At 67.4% G+C, this 20,852-nt stretch carries 13 protein-coding genes; 2 read left to right on the plus strand and 11 right to left on the minus strand.

Going from position 1 to position 20,852, the window contains the following annotated elements; all coding sequences use genetic code 11:
* The 11 genes from ACF8LI_RS02965 to ACF8LI_RS03015 form a co-directional block, all read right to left on the minus strand.
* Positions 1-533 (minus strand): class III extradiol dioxygenase subunit beta (locus ACF8LI_RS02965; RefSeq protein ID WP_392411972.1); only part of this gene is annotated, 533 nt, incomplete at its 3' end.
* A 1-nt stretch (position 534) separates the two neighbouring features.
* Complete coding sequence (gene ligA, locus ACF8LI_RS02970) at positions 535-942, minus strand: protocatechuate 4,5-dioxygenase subunit alpha (RefSeq protein WP_047328087.1); 408 nt, start codon at positions 940-942, stop codon at positions 535-537.
* A 76-nt stretch (positions 943-1,018) separates the two neighbouring features.
* Positions 1,019-2,359: an MFS transporter gene (locus ACF8LI_RS02975; RefSeq protein WP_392411975.1), complete on the minus strand. Its 1,341-nt coding sequence runs from the start codon at positions 2,357-2,359 to the stop codon at positions 1,019-1,021.
* Positions 2,360-2,650: 291 nt separating this feature from the next.
* The gene (paoC, locus tag ACF8LI_RS02980) at positions 2,651-4,903 is read right to left on the minus strand and encodes an aldehyde oxidoreductase molybdenum-binding subunit PaoC (RefSeq protein ID WP_392411977.1); all 2,253 of its coding nucleotides are present in this window, start codon (positions 4,901-4,903) and stop codon (positions 2,651-2,653) included.
* Between the two features lie 4 nt (positions 4,904-4,907).
* Complete coding sequence (locus tag ACF8LI_RS02985; RefSeq protein ID WP_046988194.1) at positions 4,908-5,858, minus strand: xanthine dehydrogenase family protein subunit M; 951 nt, start codon at positions 5,856-5,858, stop codon at positions 4,908-4,910.
* Positions 5,855-6,499, minus strand: coding sequence for an aldehyde dehydrogenase iron-sulfur subunit PaoA (gene paoA / locus ACF8LI_RS02990; protein WP_209801741.1), 645 nt, complete (start codon positions 6,497-6,499; stop codon positions 5,855-5,857). Before paoA ends, ACF8LI_RS02985 begins: the two co-directional genes overlap by 4 nt.
* A gap of 256 nt (positions 6,500-6,755) precedes the next feature.
* Positions 6,756-12,302 (minus strand): DNA repair ATPase, encoded by a 5,547-nt coding sequence (locus tag ACF8LI_RS02995; protein ID WP_392411979.1) that lies wholly within the window; start codon positions 12,300-12,302, stop codon positions 6,756-6,758.
* A 156-nt stretch (positions 12,303-12,458) separates the two neighbouring features.
* Entirely contained in the window at positions 12,459-14,534 is a 2,076-nt protein-coding gene (locus ACF8LI_RS03000; RefSeq protein ID WP_046240080.1) for a hypothetical protein, read from the minus strand.
* A gap of 123 nt (positions 14,535-14,657) precedes the next feature.
* A complete protein-coding gene (locus ACF8LI_RS03005) occupies positions 14,658-15,326 on the minus strand; it encodes a hypothetical protein (protein WP_016446961.1) in 669 nt (222 codons plus the stop codon).
* A gap of 75 nt (positions 15,327-15,401) precedes the next feature.
* A complete protein-coding gene (locus tag ACF8LI_RS03010) occupies positions 15,402-16,112 on the minus strand; it encodes a PspA/IM30 family protein (RefSeq protein WP_016446962.1) in 711 nt (236 codons plus the stop codon).
* A 40-nt stretch (positions 16,113-16,152) separates the two neighbouring features.
* Complete coding sequence (locus ACF8LI_RS03015) at positions 16,153-16,623, minus strand: YjfI family protein (protein ID WP_227469518.1); 471 nt, start codon at positions 16,621-16,623, stop codon at positions 16,153-16,155.
* Between the two features lie 441 nt (positions 16,624-17,064).
* Here ACF8LI_RS03015 and ACF8LI_RS03020 point away from each other — a divergent pair, with 441 nt between their 5' ends.
* Positions 17,065-19,713 (plus strand): EAL domain-containing protein, encoded by a 2,649-nt coding sequence (locus ACF8LI_RS03020; RefSeq protein WP_392411981.1) that lies wholly within the window; start codon positions 17,065-17,067, stop codon positions 19,711-19,713.
* Between the two features lie 123 nt (positions 19,714-19,836).
* Positions 19,837-20,841, plus strand: coding sequence for a diacylglycerol kinase family protein (locus ACF8LI_RS03025; RefSeq protein WP_016446965.1), 1,005 nt, complete (start codon positions 19,837-19,839; stop codon positions 20,839-20,841).
* Positions 20,842-20,852 lie beyond the last annotated feature (11 nt).

The following is a 20,852-nucleotide window of genomic DNA, read 5'->3' on the forward strand; positions in this document are numbered from 1 at the left end:
ACGGCGCGGCGGATGGCGCGGCCCAGGTTGAAGCAACGCTGGCCCGACGGCACGGGGTACTGCACCACGTTGACGGCAAACGGAATCACCGGGCAGGGCCAGGCGCCCGTGCGCGCGTCCTGCTCGCCGCACATCAGCGACAGCGGCACGGTCAGGCCGTGGTCCACGTCCATCTTGTTGACGATGGTCAGGTCGAAGTCCTGCTGGATCACCGACTGCGCAATGTGGCTGGCCAGCTCCGGATGGCCGACGACCTTGGGCACGGGGCGCGGGCCCCAGCCTTCGTCGGCGGGCTGGTATTCAGCGGCCGTGCCGATGGCAAACGTCGGAATGAAGTCCAGGCTGAACGCGGTCGCGTGGTCGTTGTAGACCAGGAAGATCACGTCGGGCCTGTTGTCCTTGAGCCATTGGCGCGAGTGCCCGAAGCCCTTGAACAGCGGCTGCCAATAGGGGTCGCCCGCCTTGCCCAGGTCCATGGCCGCGCCGATGGCGGGCACATGCGAGGTGTAGACGGATGCGGTGATGCGCGCCATGTCAGTTGCCTTTTTCCTGTCGTTCCTGCTCATGCAGGTAGCGGTTTCCATTGATGCTGCGTCCGCCGCCCAGCATCATCTGGCGGTAGTCCTCCTCGTTCATGCCACTCATGGTCGAGACCATGTTCTGCACGCTGACGCCGTCGGTGGCGCCGATCTTCACGAGGAAGTAGATGTTTCCGCCCAGCGCAATGCAGCGGTTCAGGTCGCGGTCCAGCACGGCCTGTCTTTGCTCGGCCGTCATGGCCCATTCGCCCAGATAGGCGCGCTCGTCAGCCCGAAAGCGCTCGCGGTTCTCGGCCTTCATCAGCGACATGCAGAACTGGTTGAGCCAGTAGCCCTGGCGGGATTGCTCGGCGTCGAAGACCGTGGTTCCCGGTACGTCGAGATAGGGTTTGTCCAATGCCATGGAAGTGTTTCTCCTGCGCTTGAGCGCTCGGGCGCTCGGGCGCTCGGGCGCGTGCTCACGGATAGGGGTTCAAGGATCAAGCACCAGGCGCTCGCAGCGCGCCACCCATCGGCGCCAGGGTGCGGCCGGCGCCAGTGGCCCACACGGCCAGCGCAGCGGCAATCAGCGGCAAGGCAAAGACGTAGTACAGCGAGGCGGGCTGCCAGCCACCGTCCAGCAGCAGGCCGGCCATGGTGGGCGCCACGATGGCGCCTATGCGCCCAATGCCTATGGCCCAGCCCATGCCGGTGGCGCGCACCTGGGCCGGATAGGTGGCCGGCACCAGCCCGTACAGCCCGGCCATGGAGGCGAACAGGAACACGCCCACGCCTACCGCCGCGGCAAACGCCCAGCCCAGGCTGGCCGAGGCCAGGCCGAACAGCGCGGTGAACAAGGCATTCAGCAGCAGGCTGCCCATGGCCAGATGCCGCAGCCTCACCTTCACTGCCAGCAGGCCGAACAGGCTGCCGCCGGCAATGCCTCCCAGGTTGAGCAGCACGCCGCCCGTCACGCCCTGCTGTGCCGACAGGCCGGCCTGCACCAGCAGCTTGGGCGTCCAGCTCAGCGAAAAATAGACGCTGAACATCAGCAGGAAGAAGCCGGCCCAGAGCATCAGCGTGGGGCGCGCCAGGCCGTTCCTGAACAGGGCAGCCACGGTGTTGCCCTGCCGGACTTCGCCGCCGGCCTGTACAGGCAGCTGCAGCAAGGCAGGATGGCCCATCAGCGCCATCAGCCGGTTGAGCTTTTCCAGCGCACGTGCCGGGCGGCGGCCCAACAGAAAGTCCACCGACTCCGGCAGCCGCCACAGCACGATGGGCACCATCAGCGCCGTGGCCAGGCCGCCGAACACGAAGACCGAGCGCCAGCCATGGTGTGCCAGCAGCCAGGCGGCCATGAGCCCGCCCAGCGTGGCGCCAATCGGATAACCCGTGGCCTGCAGCGCAATCGCCGTGCTGCGCCATTTGTTCGATGAATACTCCGAGGTGATCACCCCCACGCTGGCCAGCATGCCGCCAATGCCCACGCCCGTCATGGCGCGCAGGGCTGCCAGCTCGACATGGCTGCGCGCTGCCGCAGACAGCAGCATGCCCACGGACACCAGCACCAGGCACAGCACGATGATGGGTTGCCGGCCGCGGCGGTCGGCCACGGGCGCCAGGAACAGCGAGCCCAGGGCCATGCCGATCAGACCGGCGCTGAACAGCACGCCCAGCTGCGCCCCGTTGAGCTTCCATTCGGCAGCGACGGCCGAGGCGGTGAAGGCCATCACCAGCACATCGAAGCCGTCCAGCATGATGAGCAGGGTGCAGATGGCCACGGCCAGCCACTGGAACGGCGCCATGGCGCCCTCGTCCATCGTCTTGCGGATATCTTTCATACAAGTCCTTGTCGGAGCAGGTTGTCTCTTTGCCCTGGCAGGCGCTTTGCGCCCAGGCCAGGTTCTTTTGTGGGAAAACTGGGGGCGGCCTGCATTCGGAGCGCACAGCGCCGACATTCCCCAGTGCAAAAAGTATCTCCACGCCAGCCTTTCCAGGCCAATGCCGACGGACGCGCAAGCTATGCGTTCTATTGATGGCCACATGCAAAAAGGCCGGCCACCCAGAGGTGACCGGCCTTCGTTCATCAAGAATCCAGGGCCTGAGCGGGCTGCCTCAGGTGCAGTCCCCTCTCATGCCAGCTTCCCCAGTCCTGCCAGCAGCTTGTCCAGCGTGATCGGGTAGTCGCGCACCCGCACGCCCGTGGCGTTGTGGATGGCGTTGGCAATGGCTGCGCTCACGCCGCAGATACCCAGCTCGCCCACACCTTTGGCTTTCATGGGCGAGGCCATGGGATCGACCTCGTCCAGAAAGATCACTTCCTGGTGCGGGATGTCGGCATGCACGGGCACCTCGTAGCCTGCCAGGTCATGGTTGACGAAATAGCCCAGTCGCGTGTCCACGGCCAGCTCTTCCATCAGGGCCGCTCCCACGCCCATGGTCATGGCGCCGATGACCTGGCTGCGGGCCGTCTTGGGATTGAGGATGCGGCCGGCCGCGCAAACGGCCAGCATGCGGCGCACGCGGACTTCGGCAGTGAATGCGTCCACGGCGACCTCCACGAAGTGCGCGCCAAAGGTGGACTGCTGCATCTTCTTGTCGAGCACGCCGAATTCGATGGCATCCTCGGCCGTCAGGTCGGCGTCGCCGGCAGCGCTGGCCAGGGCCCGGCGCTTGCCGCCCGCCTGCACATGCCCATCCGAGAATTCGGCCGTCGCCGGGTCCATGCCCAGCTTGCGCGCCACGGCCTCGCGCAGCTTCACGCAGGCGGCATAGACGCCGGAGGTGGCACTGGCCGCACCCCATTGCCCGCCCGAACCGGCCGAGACGGGATAGCCGGAATCGCCCAGCCGCACGCGCACCTGCTGCAGCGGCAGGCCCAGCATCTCGGCCGCCGTCTGGGCAATGATGGTGTAGCTGCCCGTGCCGATGTCGGTCATGTCGGTTTCCACGGTGAGCATGCCCTGCCTGTCCAGGCGCACGCGGGCGGCGGACTTCATGACAGGCGCGCCACGGTAGGCGCCGGCCATGCCCAGGCCGATCAGCCAGCGCCCTTCGCGTCGTTGGGCCGGCTGGGGATTGCGCTGGCTCCATCCGAAGCGCTCGGCGCCCGTGCGCAGGCACTGCACGAATTCACGCCGGGAAAACGGCTTGTGCTCCTGGGCAGGGGTGCCTTCCTTCGCCTTGGCTTGCGGCTTCTTGCCGCTGTCCGGCACCACCTGGGTGTCGTTGCGGATGCGCAGCTCCACGGGATCGATGCCGAGCTTTTCCGCCAGCTCGTCCATGGCAACCTCCAGTGCCATGTGCCCCGTGGCCTCGCCCGGGGCACGCATGGCATTGGCCTCGGGCAGGTCCAGCACGGCCAGGCGCGTGGCGGTCATGCGATGGGTGCCGGCATACATGCGGCGGGTCTGGTCCACGGCACCGTCCGCCGATCCTCCGGTCTGGTCTCCCGACCAGCTTTCATGGCCGATGGCGGTGATCCTGCCGTCCCGCCCTGCCGCGATGCGCACACGCTGGATGGTGGCCGGGCGGTGCGTGGTGTTGTTGGCCATCAGCGGGCGCTGCAGTGCGACCTTGACGGGCCGGCCTGCCGCGCGGGCCCCCAGCGCGGCCAGCAGCGCATCGGCCCGCAGGAACAGCTTGCCGCCAAAACCGCCGCCAATGAATGGCGAGACCAGGCGCACTTTGTCCTTGGGAATGCCCAGCGTCTTTGCCAGCTCGCCCTGGCCCCAGGCAATCATCTGGTTCGAGGTCCATACCGTGAGCTGGTCGCCCTTCCATGCGGCCAGCGTGGCATGGGGCTCCATCATGGCGTGCGACTGGTCGGGCGTGGTGTATGTGGCGTCCACCTTCACGGGGGCCGAAGCGAAGGCGCCCTCGAAATCGCCAATGGCCGTATCCGGCGCATCGCCATTGATGCTGTCGGGTGGCACGGCGGAGTCCTTGGCCTTGGCCAGGTCATAGGCGCCAGCCACGGGTTCGTAGTCCACACGGACCAGCTGCGCGGCAGCGCGCGCCTGCTCGAAGGTCTCCGCCACCACCAGGGCCACGGCCTGGTGGTAGTGGGCCACCTGGGGGCCTGCCAGCAGCGGCGCGGTATTCATCTTGCCCTGGCCCAGCTTGCCAGCGGTCTGTGCCGTGACGATGGCGAGCACGCCGGGCGCGCGGCTTGCCTGCGCCAGCCCGATGCTGCGGATGCGGCCCTTGGCGATGGCCGAACCCACCACATAGCCATAGGCCGGGTGCTGGACCACGTCATGCCGCTCATAGGCATACGGCGCCGTGCCGGTGGTCTTGAGCAGGCCGTCGATGCGGTTCATCGGCTGGCCGATGATCTTGAGCTGGTCAATGGGGTTGACCGTTGCGGGGGTGTCGAATTTCATGGCGTCAGTTCCTGGCCTGGTCCAGCACGGAGGCAAGCGTGCGCTCGGCCAGCGTGAGTTTGAAGGCGTTGTCGTGCGTGGGCCGGGCGCCTGCCAGCAGGCGGTCGGTGACGGCCTTGGCGCCCTGCGGCATCAACGCTTCGGCAGCCTCCAGACGCCACGGCTTGTGCGCCACGCCGCCCAGGGCCACGCGCCCGCTGCCGTCGCGCTGCACGATGGCGGCCACAGACACCAGCGCAAACGCATAGGAAGCGCGGTCACGCACCTTGTGATAGATGTGCGTGCCGCCCGGCGGCGGCGGCAGGGTGACGGAGGTGATCAGTTCGCCGGCCTGCAAGGCCGTCTCTACATGCGGCGTGCTGCCGGGCAGCCGGTGGAAGTCGGCAATGGGGATGACGCGGGCCTTGCCGTCGGCCTGGACGGTTTCCACCGTGGCGTCCAGCGCGCGCAGCGCCACGGCCATGTCGCTGGGATGGGTGGCAATGCAGGCCTCGCTGCCGCCGATCACCGCATGCTGGCGGCTCACGCCGGCAATGGCCGAACAGCCGCTGCCCGGCACGCGCTTGTTGCACGGCATATTGGTGTCGTAGAAATACGGGCAGCGCGTGCGCTGCAGCAGATTGCCGCCTGTGGTGGCCATGTTGCGCAGTTGGCCCGAGGCGCCGGCCACCAGGGCGCGCGTCAGCACGCCGTAGTCGCGGCGCACGCGCACATGGGCGGCCAGGTCGCTGTTGCGCACCAATGCGCCAATCCGCAGCCCGCCTTGCGCGGTGGACTCCACGGTATCCATGCCGGTGCCGTTCACATCGACCAGATGCACGGGGGTTTCTATCTGCAGCTTCATCAGGTCCAGCAGATTCGTGCCCCCGGCGATGAAGCGGGCGCCCGGCCGGGCCGCCACGGCGGCGGCAGCCTGCGCGGGGGATTGGGCGCGTTCGTAGGTGAAGGCAATCATGTGCGCCCCTCCCCCGCCACTTCGGTGATGGCATCGACGATGTTGGAATACGCCCCGCAGCGGCACAGGTTGCCGCTCATGCGTTCACGCAGTTCATGGGCCGACACCAGGGGCTGGGCCACGATGTCTTCGCTGGCATGGCTGGGCATGCCTTGCCGGATCTCGTCGAGCATGCCCACGGCCGAGCAGATCTGCCCCGGCGTGCAGTAGCCGCACTGGAAACCGTCGTGCCGCACGAAGGCGGCCTGCATGGCATGCGGGGATTGCGGCGTGCCAAGACCTTCGATGGTGGTCACGGCGGCGCCCTGGTTCATCACGGCCAGGCTCAGGCAGGACACCACGCGACGGCCATTGACCAGCACCGTGCAGGCCCCGCACTGGCCATGGTCGCAGCCTTTCTTGGTGCCGGTCAGGTGCAGATGCTCGCGCAGGGCGTCGAGCAGCGTGGTGCGGGTGTCCAGGTCCAGGCGGTGTTCCTTGCCGTTGACTTGCAGGGTGACGGGCAGCTGGACCCCTTCGGGGATGGAGGGAGGCTGCACTTGCGCGCCGGCCGATCGGGGCACGGCCGTTGCCGCAGCCGTGGAGGCACCTGCAATCAGCAGGTCCCTACGCGAAACGGAAAGCTGGGTGTTGTGTTCCATGGGGCGTCCATCGTGTTGGCTCTTCGTGGGGCGTGCGCACTGCTGCGGACACGCCACTCCAAGCATCGGTTCGGGACGCGCCCCGGGTTGTAGGTGATGGTCCAACGTCCGGGACATCGGGTTGTCCGATGACGGATCAGCGCATGCAGACGTGCGAGGGCCCCCGGCCCATGCAAAGGCAGCGCCAGCAAGGCGCCCCAGCCTTTGCCGATGTGCCCTGCCCCGGTTTTGCCCCGGCTTTGCCCCGGCGTAGCGCCTAGGCCGCAGGCGGCACGTCGCCGCGCTGCATGCGCTCGAAGGCCTTGTCGATTTCCTCGGAGCGTATGGCGCCCGCAGCCGGCACGGGGCGGCCCGCGCGCTGGGCATCGATCTGCTCCTGCATGCGCGTGGCCACCTGCATCAGCACGCGGTGCAGGCCCAGCTGCTGGCGGCGGGCCTGGTCCAGGTGCGTGACCACGGGCTCCAGGGACTGGGCCAGCGACCGGGTCAGCAGTTGGCCCAGCATGTGGACCAGGGCCTGACGGTCCTGGGCGGCCTGCACCTCTGACGGGGTGCCGGCCTGGGTGCTGGCGGGCTCGCTGGCCGCCCTTTGCGCCATCAGCTCGCGTATGCCGTGCAGCGAGTCGCCTGCGGCGCTTTGCGTCTGCAGCAGCCGGGCCAGCAGTGCCTGCAGCGCTTGCAGGAGCTGGGACTGTTCAGCGGCGCCTTCCTGCATCGCCTGCTGCTGGGGCTGGGCCACCGACTGGGCCACCTCGCGCGTGGCGGCGACCAGATCGACCAGCTGCGCCGTCACGCGCGTGGCGGCGTCGGCATTGGCGCCGCCTGCGGCCTGGCGGCGCAGGAACTGCTGGCGTATCTGCTGCCAGCGGGCGCTGTCCTCGTCGCTCATCTGCCCGCGCAGCTCGGCGAGCTTGAGCAGGTTCTCCTCGGCGCCCGTGGTCAGCATCTGCGCTTCGCCCTGGTAGTGGTCGGCCAGCATCTGCTGCATTTCCTGGTCGTTCATCACCGGGGTGATTTTTTCGGCCAGCTTGTTCATGTTGCGGTAGCTGCCCTGCAGCCTGAAGGCCGGCTCGGTGCGGTAGCCGTCGTCCTGCGCGGCGCTCTGGATGTACTGCTGGTTGACCTTGAACACCAGCTCGCGCACCTGCACCATGCGGGCCAGCACGGCCTCGATCTCGCGCAACTCGGCCGATGAATAGTCGTGCGACAGCGCGTTGCCCGAGACATCCCTGCCCTGCGCCTTGTCCAGCAGCAGGTACAGGTCCTGCAGGCTGCGCGTGGCCATCGGCGCCAGCACGGCGTTCGAGGTCATGCTGTTTTCGATATAGCTGAGCTTGAACACCTCCTGCATGCCGCCCAGCACATCGCCCAGGTTGTAGATGTCGGCACGGTTGGCCAGCATGTCGGGGATCTTGAAGACCTCGCCCGACTCGGTGTACGGATTGCCCGACATGACCACGCAAAAGCGCTTGCCGCGCATGTCGTGGGTGCGGGTCTGGCCCTTCCACACGCCCTCGATGCGGCGCGTGCCGTCCGACAGCGAGATGAATTTCTGCAGGAACTCGGGGTGCGTGTGCTGTATGTCGTCGATGTACAGCATCACGTTGTTAGCCATCTCCAGCGCCAGGTTGAGCTTTTCCAGCTCCTTGGCCGCCGTGGCGTCCGGCGCCTGGGCCGGGTCCAGCGAGCGCACGGAGTGGCCCAGCGCCGGGCCGTTGATCTTCATGAAGATCAGGCCCAGGCGGTTGGCCACGTACTCCATCAGCGTGGTCTTGCCGTAGCCGGGCGGCGAGATCATCATCAGCAGCCCCATCTGGTCGGTGCGCTTGTTCTCGCCAGCCACGCCGATCTGCTTGGCCAGGTTGTCGCCGATCACGGGCAGGTAGATCTCCTTGATGAGCCGGTTGCGCACAAAGGACGACAGCGGCCGGGCCTTGAATTCGTCCACCCGCACGCGCGAGCGCCAGTCCTGCAGCAGCTGCTGGCGCAGCGCCTGGTAGCGGCCGAATTCGGGGACAAAGCTGCGGAAATGGCGCGCGGCGCGCTGGCCCAGGTCGTCGATCTGCAGCCACATGCGGCCGTCCGCAATGCGCGGATGCTGGCCCAGCAGGCCCGGCACTTCATGGCGCAGGTCCACATTGCTGACCTTGCAGGGCAGTGGGCCGGCGCAGCACAGCCAGGCGGCGGCTTCGCCGCAATAGGCCAGCCAGGCCTGCCCTTGCCCGTCGTCCAGCGCGCGGCAGGCGGTCTGCAGCCAGTGCAGCGCGCTGCGCCAGCGCTGGTCCAGCGGCGCCAAAGGCTTGTCGTGCCGATCCTCGCCCTGCCAGTAGGCCTGCATTTCCTCCCAGCGCTGCAGCGGCTGGGCCTGCTGCTGCACGGCGGCCTGCAGTGTGGCAATGGCCGACTGGCTGTAGCTGGAGAAGGAAAAGCGCACGGCCTTTTGCGCCAGCTCGGCCTGCAGGTAGTCGGCGGCGCCGTGGATGAGGCTGTCGATATCGCTGTCTGCGGGCGCCGCCTGTCCTGGCAGCAGGTCGCGCAGCAGGCCCCGCTCGTCGGCATAGGCGCGCAGGCGCTCGGCAATGTCGGCGCGCAGGCTCAGCTGTTCGGCCTCGCTGCCGAACATCTGCTGCATGGCCTGGGCCTGCTGGGCGCGCAGCGGCCACTGCGCCATGGCGGCAGCCAGCTGCGGCTGCTGCACCTGGGCATGTGCGCTCCAGAACAGCAGGGCCAGCGCGCGGGCACCGGGCGCAAAGCGCAGCACGCCGGCGGCATCGCGCAGGGGCAGCAGTACCTGCAGGATGCGGGCCGCATCATGGTCGTGGATACCGCGCTCATAGCCTTCGCGGTAGCGCGGCGCGGAGAATTCGCGGATGGCCTGGGTCAGTGCCGCCTCGTCGGGCAGCAACTGGGCCAGCCGGGTCTCGCTCCAGCCGTCGCGGCGCTGGCGTGCGGCCTGCACCACTTCCAGGGCCAGGTATTCACCGCGATAGAAGTCTGTCGATTCGGCCGGCGTGGAGGCATCCCAGTAGGCCTGCAAAGCGGCCAGCTCGGGGTTGTCCACGGGCTCGAAATACTCGGTGCCGACCAGGTGCAGGAACAAAGCGCCGTTGCGCGGCAGCAGGGTCAGGTCCAGTTCCTGGTTGCCCACGCTGAAGCGGTGGCGGCCCAGGCGGATGATGGCGCCGCCGCCTTCGTACAGCTCGCTGCGGTCCTGCAGCGCGCGAAACGCCTGGTCGCGCAGGTTCTTGACGCGGCCGTCGATATCGTCGGCCTTGACCGGGTCGTGCAGCTGCTCTCGCAGGCGCTGGGACAACTCCTTGAGCTTGCCGATCAGCGGATCGCCTGCAAAGAACGCATGCAGCGCGTCGGCACTGGCCAGTTTCTCGGTGCGCTTGGGCAGGCTCTGCACGATGCGCAGGGCCGCGTCCAGCACGCCTTGCGCCTTGCGCTGGCGCTCGTCCTGCAGCGACTGGCGGCGCGCCTCGAAGCTCTCCAGCACCTCCTCGCGCTTGGCCATGATGTCGCCAAGGAACTGCTCGTGCTCGCCGAAGCGGCTTTCGATTTCCTCCAGCTGCACCAGCAGGCGCGCCAGCTGCTCGTCGCATTTCTCGGGCGTCTGCGCCAGGCCCAGGGCGCTGACGATGCTTTGCGAGAACAGCGCCAGCTGGGCCGCGAACTGGGCCACGTTCTCGGCGCCGCCCAGGCCCGACCTGCGCTGCTCGGCGCGTGCACGCACCTGGTTCAGGCGCGCATAGACGGCCGAGATGCGGTCCACCACCTGGGTGCGCTGCGTGGCGTCGTCGATGGACAGGCTGCCCATCAGCTCGGACAGCATGTCCAGCGCAGCCGCCATGTCGGCCATGCGCGCCAGCGGCTCGTTGATCTGCGCCACCGTGGCTGCCGCCTGCGCAGCCTGGTCCAGCGCCTGCAGCTGCTCGGCATAGGGCTGCATGGCCTCGTCGGTGGCAATGAAGGCGGCCGTGCGCTGGGAGACATCGGCCTGGGCCTCGTTGACGCCCTGCACCATGGTGTCGATGGCGACCTGGTCCACATAGCGCAGGTCGCGCGTGGCCATGAGCTGGCCGCGCAGCTGGCCCAGCTGGGTGAGCGCATCCACGTATTCGCCAATGCCTTTCCAGTCCGCCAGGCGCAACTGCTTGAGCAACCGGCCATGGCGGCCGGACACCTCGCCCATGGCCTTTGCCGAGGCATTGCGGATGCTCTCGACCTTTTCGTACTCGTCGATGACCGCATCACCCGTGGCGACGATGCCCAGCAGGGTCTCGTGCACCCCCTTGAGCTGCGGCGCGCCCAGCCAGTGGTAGCGCTCGAACAGGCGGCGCGCGGCGTCGATCAGGCGCTCGTAGCGCGGCAGCGAGACCTCGGTGGCCGCGATTTCCTTGCGCACGCTGTACAGGTCCGAGATGCCGCTGACCAGCTCGGCATTGCCTATGCGGCCCAGGAAGCTGTCGCGCTGCGGCTGGCGCGCCGCGTAGTCGTCCGAGGCAAAGGGCGTGCGCCAGACCTGCATGGGGTGCACGCGCGAGGCTTCGTTGCTCTCGGCCGCGAAGATGACGATGCGCCCGTCGTCCATGCGCGCATGGCCGTGGCCGATGATGGGCGGCTGCAGGGCGCGCTCGATCAGGTTGTACTTGAACAGCGCCATGCGTCCGCTCTCGGGCTCGTAGAACACGTAGAGCACGTCCTCGCCGTTGGGCGATCGGATGCTGCGCCGGTAGCGCATGCCCTGCATGTTCTGCTCGAACGAGCGGTTCTCCCCGCTTTGCAGGTAGTAGCCGCCCGGGAAGATGATGCCGTGGTCCTGCGGCAGCTGGATGCAGGCCGCGCCGATGGCATCCATGCGCAGCACCTGGCGGGAGACGGTGTTGAAGATCAGGTAGCGCCACTGCTCTTCGCGGTAGGGCAGGATCTTCAGCAGGATCAGGCTGCCGACGGCGGCGTACTCGAACACGGCGTCGTCCAGCGACTGGTTCTTCTCCTGCACGGGCTCGCTGTAGATGCCCAGTCCGTCGTTGGTGTTGTTCTCGACCTTGATGGTCAGCGTGCCGCCCAGGGTCTCGACGAAGACCTTGTCCAGCACGTTGATGTGCGGGTGGCGCCCCTGCACCAGTTGCTCGCGCCCGGCGCGCTGCCATTCGAAGTCATGGGGCGCAGGCAGTTCGATGTCGCGCTCGCCGCGGTTGTCTATGTAGCGTATGGGCTGGCCGTCCACGGGCACGGACCAGCGGAACACGCGCACATCGGACAGGCGCTCGCCGATCTGGAAGCTCGCCAGCAGCTTGCCGTCGCGCACGGCCAGCTGCATCAGCCGCGTGTTCTTGTAGTAGGCGTACAGCTCCTGGAAGTCCTGCACGAAGCTCTGTATGCCCAGGAAACTGTCCTTGAGGTCCACGGGAGTGACTTCGTAGCCCTGCTCTCCCTCGTGCAGGCGATACAGGCCGAACACGTCTTCCACGCGCGTGGACTGCTTCAGGCCCATGAAGACGTTGTAGCCGAACAGCAGGTAGCCGCCGACCTGGGCGATGTCGCGGCCCAGGCAGTTGTTTTCGGTGCGCACGCGCATGCGCCCGATGACTTCCATCTGGCTGCGGCCGAATTCCTCCAGCCGCTCCTCGTTGAGCTGGCGCACCAGCGCCTCCAGCGCCTGCCCCTGGCCGTCCAGGCGCTTGGCCAGCACTTCGTAGGAGCCGCCGCTGGCGACTGCCTGGTCCACGGCGGAGGCGGCAGTGTCGGGGGAGAGGGGCGGTGAGGACGGTGTGGACGATGGGGACGGTTGGGACATGGGCGTCACGGGCTTTCGCTTGTCAGGGACCATTCACGCCTTTCCCTGCCGGCCGGCAGACGGGCGGACAGGCGAAGACGAAGGCGGATGCGGATGCGGGAGGCTGGGCAGCCGGCGGAGGGAGCGGCCGGGCGGCCGCCCCGTTCAGTCGGCCGTTCAGTCGACCCTCTGCGTGGGCGGCAGGCCCTTGCCGTCGCCCAGCGCGTTGAGCAGCGATGCGCCGCCCTTGCCGCTGAGGAACTTGCCGATCAGGTCCTGCACGATGGGGCTCTTGCCCGCCACGCCTTCCACGGCCTTGCCCACGGACAGCGCCTTGGCGAAGTTGTCGAAGAAGGCGCCCTCGCCCCCCACGATGTCGATGTTGGCCTTGCTGAGCGCGGCCGACAGCACCTCGGACTGGTCCTTGGCCACGCTCTTGTTGGCTTCGATAGCGGCCAGCGCCTGCTCGAAATTCTTTTCCAACTGCATGCGGAACTCCTCATGCGAGCGCGCCTGGTCGGACAGCGAGGCCAGCGCGGTGAACTTCTCGGTCAGGCCCTTGGCCTCGGCGAAGAGCTTGTCGCGCAGCACATCGGCCTCGGACGTGCCCACGTCGCGCGTGACCAAGGCCTTGGTCGCGCCCACCTGGGCCTCGCCGCGCGCCTGGGCCAGCAGGCGTTCTTCCAGCACCTTGGCATCGGCCAGGCCCTGCTTTTCGTTGGCGTCGGCCGTGGCCTCGATGACGCGCGCCTCGGCCAGGCCCTTTTCCTGCTGGCCCTTGGCCTCGGCCATCATCTTCTCGGCGATCACCCTGGCCTGCGCCAGGCCTTCCTTTTCCAGGGCGGCGGCCGTGACTTCGCGCACCTTGGCATCGGCCAGGCCGGGCGCGGCGCGCTCGACCTCGATGGCCTCGGCCAGCTTCTTCTTGGCCTCGGCGGTCTTGCTGGCCGCCTCCAGCTCGGCCTGGGCCATGGTCGTGACTTCCACGGCCTTGTGGCGCGAGGCGGCCTCTTCGGCCTCCGCCTTCTTGACCTGGCGCACCAGGTCTTCCTCGGCCTGGGCCTGGGCAGTCAGCACGGTGACCTGCTTCATGCGCTCGGCCTCGGAGACCACGCGCACTTCCTTGATGCGTTCCTCTTCCTGGGCCACGGACTTTTCCACCACCACGCGCTCGCGCACCACGTTGGCGATGTTGGCCTTCTCGACCTCGATGGCCTTTTCCTTCTCGATGCGCTGCAGCTCCACCTCGCGCTGGCGGGCCACGATCTCCAGCTCCTTGGCGCGCGTGACCTTCTCGACCTCGATCACCACCGCACGCTCACGGTTTTGCTGGGCCACAGCCACTTCGCGCTGGCGATTTTCCTCGCGGATGTCCAGCTGCTCCTGGGTCTGGATGCGGGCCTGCTCGGCCTTCAGGCGCTCTTCTTCCTGCACCTTCTGGGTCTCGGCCTGCTCGCGCGCCTGGATGGTGGCGATCTCGCGCTTTTGGCGGGCCTCGGCGTCGGCCTGCTGGCGCTCCAGCGCCAGCATGGCTTCCTTGGTCTCCACGTTCTTCTTGGTGATGGCCAGGTCGGAGTTGCGCTCGAGCTCGTTGGTGACGATGTTCTGGTTGGCCGTCAGCTCGGTGATCTTGCGGATGCCTTCGGCATCCAGGATGTTGTTGGGGTCCAGCGAGGACTTGGGAGTCTGCTCCAGATAGTCGATGGCCACGTCCTCCAGCACATAGCCGTTGAGGTCGTTGCCGATGACATGGATGATCTGGTCGCGGAAATCCTGGCGGTTCTCGAACAGCTTCACGAACTCGATCTGCTTGCCCACGGTCTTGAGCGCCTCGGAGAACTTGGCGTTGAACAGGTCGTTGACGGCCGTCTTGTCCGAGGCCCGGTCCACGCCGATGGCCTTGGCCACCTTGAGCACGTCCTCGGCCGTTTCATTGACCCGCAGGTAGAAGGCCACGGTGATGTCGGCGCGCATGTTGTCGCGGCAGATCAGGCCTTCCTTGCCGCGCCGGTCGATCTCCAGCGTCAGCAGCGAGATCTGCATGAATTCCTTCTTGTGGATCACCGGCAGCACCAGGCCGCCCGTGAACTTGACCTTGGGCTGCGAGGTGGTGTCGTTGATGATCAGTGCCGTGCCCTGCGGGACCTTGATGTAGAAGGCCTTGACCAGGGCGAACAGCCCGAGGATGACGACGAAGACGGAACCGATCACCACCCCGGCGACGATGTACCACTCCATGTTGCTCATGTTCATGCGAATCTCCCCTGTGAATTGCTATCTGTGAAAACGCTGAAAAACGCAAAGGCCGCGCCCGCCGCACGGGCCAATGGGAATCAATGGGAACGAATAGGAAGGAATTCCTGGAAATTCCTGGAGCTAGCGCGGCAGCTCGGTGCCGTCGAACTCGGCCTTGCTGACCACGCGCCAGGCGTTGTGCTCGGGCAGGTGCTCGATGAGCACGATCTCGGTGCCCCGGCCCAGTGCGCGCTCGGGCGAGCGCATCTGCACGTTCAGGCCGGCGCCGCCGTCCTCCACGCTGCCGTAGCCCTGCGTGCCGTCCACCACGGCGCTGCGCACCAGGCCGGTGCGGCCCAGCAGCACCTTGGGCTCCTCTGCAGGCGCCACCTTGTTGACGATGCCCCGCAGCGGGCGCAGCACCAGCACCGTGGCGGCAAAGCCCAGCACGGCAGCCGCCACGGCCACCAAGGTGCCGGTCAGCAGGTTCACCAGGGTCCAGCCCTGGGGCATGGGCACGAAATGGCACAGCACATAGGAAGCCAGCCAGGACAGCAGGAACAGCGCGGTGAGGATGACCGTGAGCGGAATGCCGCCCAGGCCCACCTTGAGCAGCAGCCCGGCCAGCGCGCTGGCCGAGTGCTCCACGCCGTGCGCATGGTCGCTGCCGTCGAACAGCACCCAGTGGTCCAGCGAGTCCACCTCCAGCAGGCCCAGCATGGCGATCAGCCAGTACAGCAGCATGAACAGCAGCAAAGCGCCGAAGATGAAGGTCGGAAAGCCGAACGCGTATTGCAGGAATGCAGACATGTTTTATCTCCTCCCTTCAAACCCGGCAGCCAGGACGGCGGGCACGACGCGGCCTGCCCGGACCACGGCCGCGCATCAAGCGCTTTTTCCGCCAGCGGCTGCGCGCTGCGCCTTCAGGCGTTCCAGTACCGATTGCGCATTGCCCGCCTGGGGCGTGATGCCGGCGGCGCGCAGCTTGGCATCCAGCGCGTCTTCGCTGCTGTCGCGCGCCAGCTCGGCCGCGCTTTCCATGCGCGCACCGCGCTCTGCCTGCTTTTGCTTGATGCGTTCCAGCGAGTCCAGCGCGCTTTGCACGCGCGTCTGCGAGCCTGCATAGCGGCCGGCCACCGTGGCCTGGGCGCGCTGCACGCTTTCCGTGGCCTTGACGGTGTCGGCCTGCTGCTTGAGACGCTTGATATGCGTTTGCGCCGTCTGTATGGCCACGCGCAGCTGCTCCACGCTTTGCGTGTAGGCGTCCAGCTGGGATTGCTCCTCGTCGCGCTGCGTCTCCAGCACGGAGACCTTGCCGGCCACTTCCAGCGCCAGCGCCTCGTCACTGGTGTCCAGCGCCTTGACGGCATAGCCCTCGTACTCGGCAATGCGTTCCTGGGTCTGCTTGAGCTTGCCGGCCGCCAGCTTTTGCTTGGCCATGATGTCGGCCAGCGCTTCCTTGGACTTGTTCAGGTCGCTGTCGGCATCGCGGATTTCCTGGTCCAGGATGCGCAGGGCCTGGCTGTCGGTCACCGCCTCGCCGGCCTCGTGCGCTGCGCCGCGCAACGCGGTCACCAGCTTGTTCCAGATGGTCATGATGATCTCCTTGGGGCTCAGTGTCTTCAACGGGCAGGCTTCAGGCCTGCACTGGCGCGGGCACCGGCGCAGGGGTCAGATAGTGGGCCAGCGCCTCGGTGGCCTGGATGACGCTGTCGGCCAGGGTGAGGATTTCGGAAATGATGTCGCCCTCGCTGCTGCTGGCATGCAGGGCGGCGAACATCACATAGCCCTCGCCGCCATGGGCCTGGGGTTCCAGCGCCATGGTGGTGAAGGGAAACAGCTTTTGCAGGCGCAGCATCTGCTCGTTGAGGCCGGCGCGGTCGTGCACCTGGTCGGCGGGCCAGAGAAAGGCCTCCACCACCAGCTGGTCGCCCGACAGGGCCACGTGGACCGGCAGATCGCCGAATTCGGGCAGGCTGATGAGCAGACTGGCGTCCGCGCCTTCAAGCACCTCGATATGGAGCCGGCCGCCCTGCACCAGCGTTGATTGCTGCAGATCGCCCGCCAAGGCGTGAATATCCCGATATGCCTGTCTGCTGTTGTCCATGCTGCCCCCCTTGTGGATGAGAACCATTGAATCCGGTTGCAAGCCGGACACGCGCATTTGCTTTTCCAATTGCTGCAATGCAGCACCGTACTCTGGAAGAATCCAGACCTCCTTTTTCACCAGCCCCTGCTCGCGCAGCCGTTGCCGGTGCAGACGCTGGTAGTGGGCTGATGTCTTTTGTTCCATGCGGATACCATAGCGACCATTACATGTGATGTCTACATGTAATGAAGATCAATTTGTAAACGGATATGTAAAAGGAGTGCCGCAATGGAAGGCATTGCAGACGCACTGACCATGCCTTTGCGTTGCGGCAAATGCCCGTTCATTATTCATTTTTTCTACTGAAAATCATTTATCGACAATTTTTCCTATCACCCACGGGAGAGCTCCTGCACAGGGGGCGACAGCTGCCGCGAAAGGCTGCCGAGGCACTGCACAATGGCCGCTGTCGCAGGCAGACCCGGCCCTTGGCTGCCCGGCGCACGCTACGGAAACCTCTGCATGCCCGCCTTTCGGCTCTCACTTCGCACGGCAGTCACGGCCCCCTTCATTGCGGTGTTTGTGGTCACGGCCGGGCTATTGGCGGCTTGGCAGCAGCGCCAGGTGGACCAGCTCATCAATCGCGAAAGTCTGCGGCTGCTCGACTCCCTGTCCACCACCACGCGCCACCAATTAGCCGACTATCTGGAGACTCCGCTGCGCGTGCAGCAGGCCCTGGCCGAGACCGTGGCCCGGCAGGCGCTTTACACCCCCGGAGACCTGCGGCCCATCTATGGCTATCTGACACGCTCATTCACCGAGCTCTATGCCCAGCACCACCAGATCAGCCTGTTGAGCTTTGGAGGCGTGCAAGGCGAATACACGGGGGTGCGGCTGGAGCCCGATGGCCACTACCGCCTGATTCTTCAGGACCGCAGCACCCAGGGAACCTTGCAGATTTTCGAGGGACTGCAGCCGGGCCCGCCCATGTCCAGCCTTGCCGGCTACGACCCCCGCGTGCGTCCCTGGTACCAGCCCGCCATTCGCGAAGACGGCCCGCACTGGTCGCCCATCTACACGGTGACGGGGGACCGGGGTGATGCCACGATTTCCGCAGCCACTGCGGTGCGTGTGTCCGGCCAGTTGGCCGGCGTGCTGGCCGCCGATGTGCGGCTGAGCAGCATGAACCGCTTTCTGCGCGACGAGCCCCTGCGCGGCAATGGCCATATCGCCGTGGTCGATGCGCAGGGCTACATGGTGGCGCACTCCTCCGAGCTGTCGGTGCTGAAACGCCGCGAAGGCCCCTATGACCCGCCCGTGCGCCTGCGCCTGTCCGAAAGCCCCGACCTGGCGCTGCGCTCGCTGGCAGCCCGGCTTCCCGAGCACCTGCCCGGGCATGCGCGCGAGGGCTCGACGCCAGCCCGGACAGGCCCTGACCGTGTCATCAACCTGAGCTTCACGGAGCAGGGCCAGATCTACCACGGGCAGGTCACCCCCTTCCACGATGTGCGCGGCATCGACTGGCGGATCCTGGTGCTGCAGCCCGAGTCCGATCTGGTCAGCAGCATGCGGGAGGACAGCCGCCAGACCCTTTTCCTGGCTGTCGGCCTGGCCTTGCTGGGGCTGGCGCTGGGCCTGTGGTGCCTGCGCAGGGCGCTGCGCCCCCTGGCCGTGGCGGCCGACGCGGCCAACCGCCTGGCCCAGGGTGACTGGAGGGCGGTGAAGGCGCTGCCGGACACGTCCGTGGTGGAAACCTCGTCCCTGGTCTCGGCATTCCACAACATGGCGCAGCGGCTGCAGGAATCCTTCGAGCACATGCGCACCCTGCTGCAGTACGACAGCCTGACGCAGCTGCTCACGCGCGCCGGCCTGATCGAGCGGGCCGACGCGGCCGCCAACGCCGGCGCGCCCGTCCCTGCCGCGCTGTGCCTGCTGGAGCTGCAGAACTTCCGCAGCGTGCGCGACGATGTGGGCCATGGCACGGGCGAGCAGTTGCTGCGGGCCGTGGCAGAGAGGCTGCTCAACCACCATCTGCAATTTCCGGCCCTGCTGGCGCGCACGGCCAGCAATGAATTCGCCGTGCTGTGGCTGCACGAGTGCACGCCGCTGCAGGTACAGGACAAATGCCGCCATCTGCTGGAGATCTTCGACCAGCCATTTTCCGTGGGCAAGGACGACATCGTGCTGCGCGCCTGCGCGGGCGCCGTCAGCGGCGAGCTGCTGCCGGGCGCGCTGCCCGAGTGGCTGCGCAACGCCAGCATTGCGCTGGGTGAGGCGCAGCGCGGCTCGCACCCCTTCCTGCTGTTCGAGCCCAGCCTGGCGCAGAAAATGCTGGGCCGCACCCAATTGGCCATGGAATTGCGCCAGGCGCTGGAGCGCAACGAACTGCGCGTTTTCTACCAGCCCGTGGTGGATCTGGCCACGGGCCGCATGGTGGGTGCCGAGGCCCTGGTGCGCTGGGAAAGCCCGACGCGCGGCAGGGTGCCGCCGGGCGTGTTCATCCCGGTGGCCGAGGAGTCGGACCTGATCCTGAGCGTCGGCGAATGGGTGCTGCGCACGGCGGCGCACGATATTGCCCTGCACCTTGCGCACCTGCCGGCCGACTTCGAGCTGCACGTCAACATGTCGGCGCGCGAGCTGATCCAGTCCGACTTCGCCTGCACGCTGGAGCAGGCGCTGGCCACCAGCGGCCTGCCCGCCCGGGTGCTGACCCTGGAGCTGACGGAGTCCATGCTGCTGGACGACAGCGACGCCACGCTGCAGCGCATTGCCGCCATCCGCGCGCTGGGCGTGAAGATCGCCATCGACGACTTCGGCACCGGCTACTCGTCCCTGGCCTACCTGAGCCGCCTGCGCTTTGACTGCATCAAGATCGACCAGAGCTTTGTGGGCCAGTTGCCGGCCTCCGAGTCCGACAAGGCCATCGTGACCGCCGTGCTGCGCATTGCCCAGGGCTTTGGCGTCAAGGTGGTCGCCGAAGGTGTGGAAGAACAGGCCCAGGCGCAGCTGCTGCACGAGCTCGGCTGCGAGCATGCGCAGGGCTATCTGTTCGAGCGGCCCGTGCCGCTGGCGCAGATGCTGGACTACCGCGCCCCCTGGCGCGAGTGAGCCGGTACAGTCAGCAGCCCGCAGACTGTCGGCTTTGGCTGACGCGCACCGCTTGCATGATCCGGTGCACCGGCAGGTGCCATCCACGGAACAATCGGCGCCTGTTCCAGCCCGCTTCCTTCCATGACGCCCTCATCTTGCGACAACCAGCCGCCCAGGCTTGATCCCGCCGGCCCCATCCACCTGATCGTGCCGCTGCGCCCCGGCGCCGACCTGGAGCAGCTGCGCGCCCGCCTGACCGGCGTGCCGGCGCTGCAGCAGCGCAGCGTGCATTGGCATGTGCCGGGCGCAAGGGCCGACATCGTGCAGTTGGCCGCCAGCGCCGTGGACAGTGCACGCAGGGACGGCGGCCTGGTCGTGGCCGCCGGCGGTGACGGCACCATCAATGCCGTGGCCTCGGCTGCCTGGTCGCGTGGCGTGCCCATGGGCGTGGTGCCGCTGGGCACCTTCAACTACTTCGCCCGCGAGCAGGCGCTGTCACTGGAGCCCGCCCAGGCCGTGCAGGACATTCTCCAGGCGCTGCAGGCCGGCCAGATGCGGGCCGTGAACGTGGGCCTGGTCAACGAACGGCTTTTCCTGGTGAACGCCAGCCTGGGCCTGTACCCCCGCCTGCTCGACGAACGCGAACGCGCGTCCACCCGGTTCGGCCGCACCCGGCTGGTGGCCATTGCCGCCTCCATCTGGAGCATCCTGCGCGGCGGCAGCGTGCGCCGCTGGCGCGTGGCCCTGCGCCCCGACCGGGATGCGCCGTTGCAGCAGCAGGAGCACCTGGCCACCACCCTGTTCGTCGGCAACAACCCGCTGCAGCTGGAGCGCGTGGGGATTGACGAGGCCCGCGCCGTGGCCGATGGCCGGCATCTGGCCGCCGTGCTGCTGCTGCCCCAGGCCAGCGAGGCCCCGGCGCGCGTGGTCTGGAATGCGGTGATGGGACGGCTGGCCCAGGACGATGCCGTCGCCAGCCTGGCCTGTACCGAGCTGGTGGCGGAGCCAGCAGGACGGCGTCCTCGCCGCATGAAGGTGGCCTTCGATGGCGAACGCGAATGGATGGCGCCGCCCATCCGCTTTCGCCTGGGCGAGAAGCCGCTGTGGCTGGTGGTGCCTGCCCCGGCAGAGCCCGCCTCCTCCTGACCGCCGAGTGA

The organism is Delftia sp. WSY_12 (assembly GCF_043104645.1).
Classification (GTDB): Bacteria; Pseudomonadota; Gammaproteobacteria; order Burkholderiales; family Burkholderiaceae_C; genus Comamonas; species Comamonas tsuruhatensis.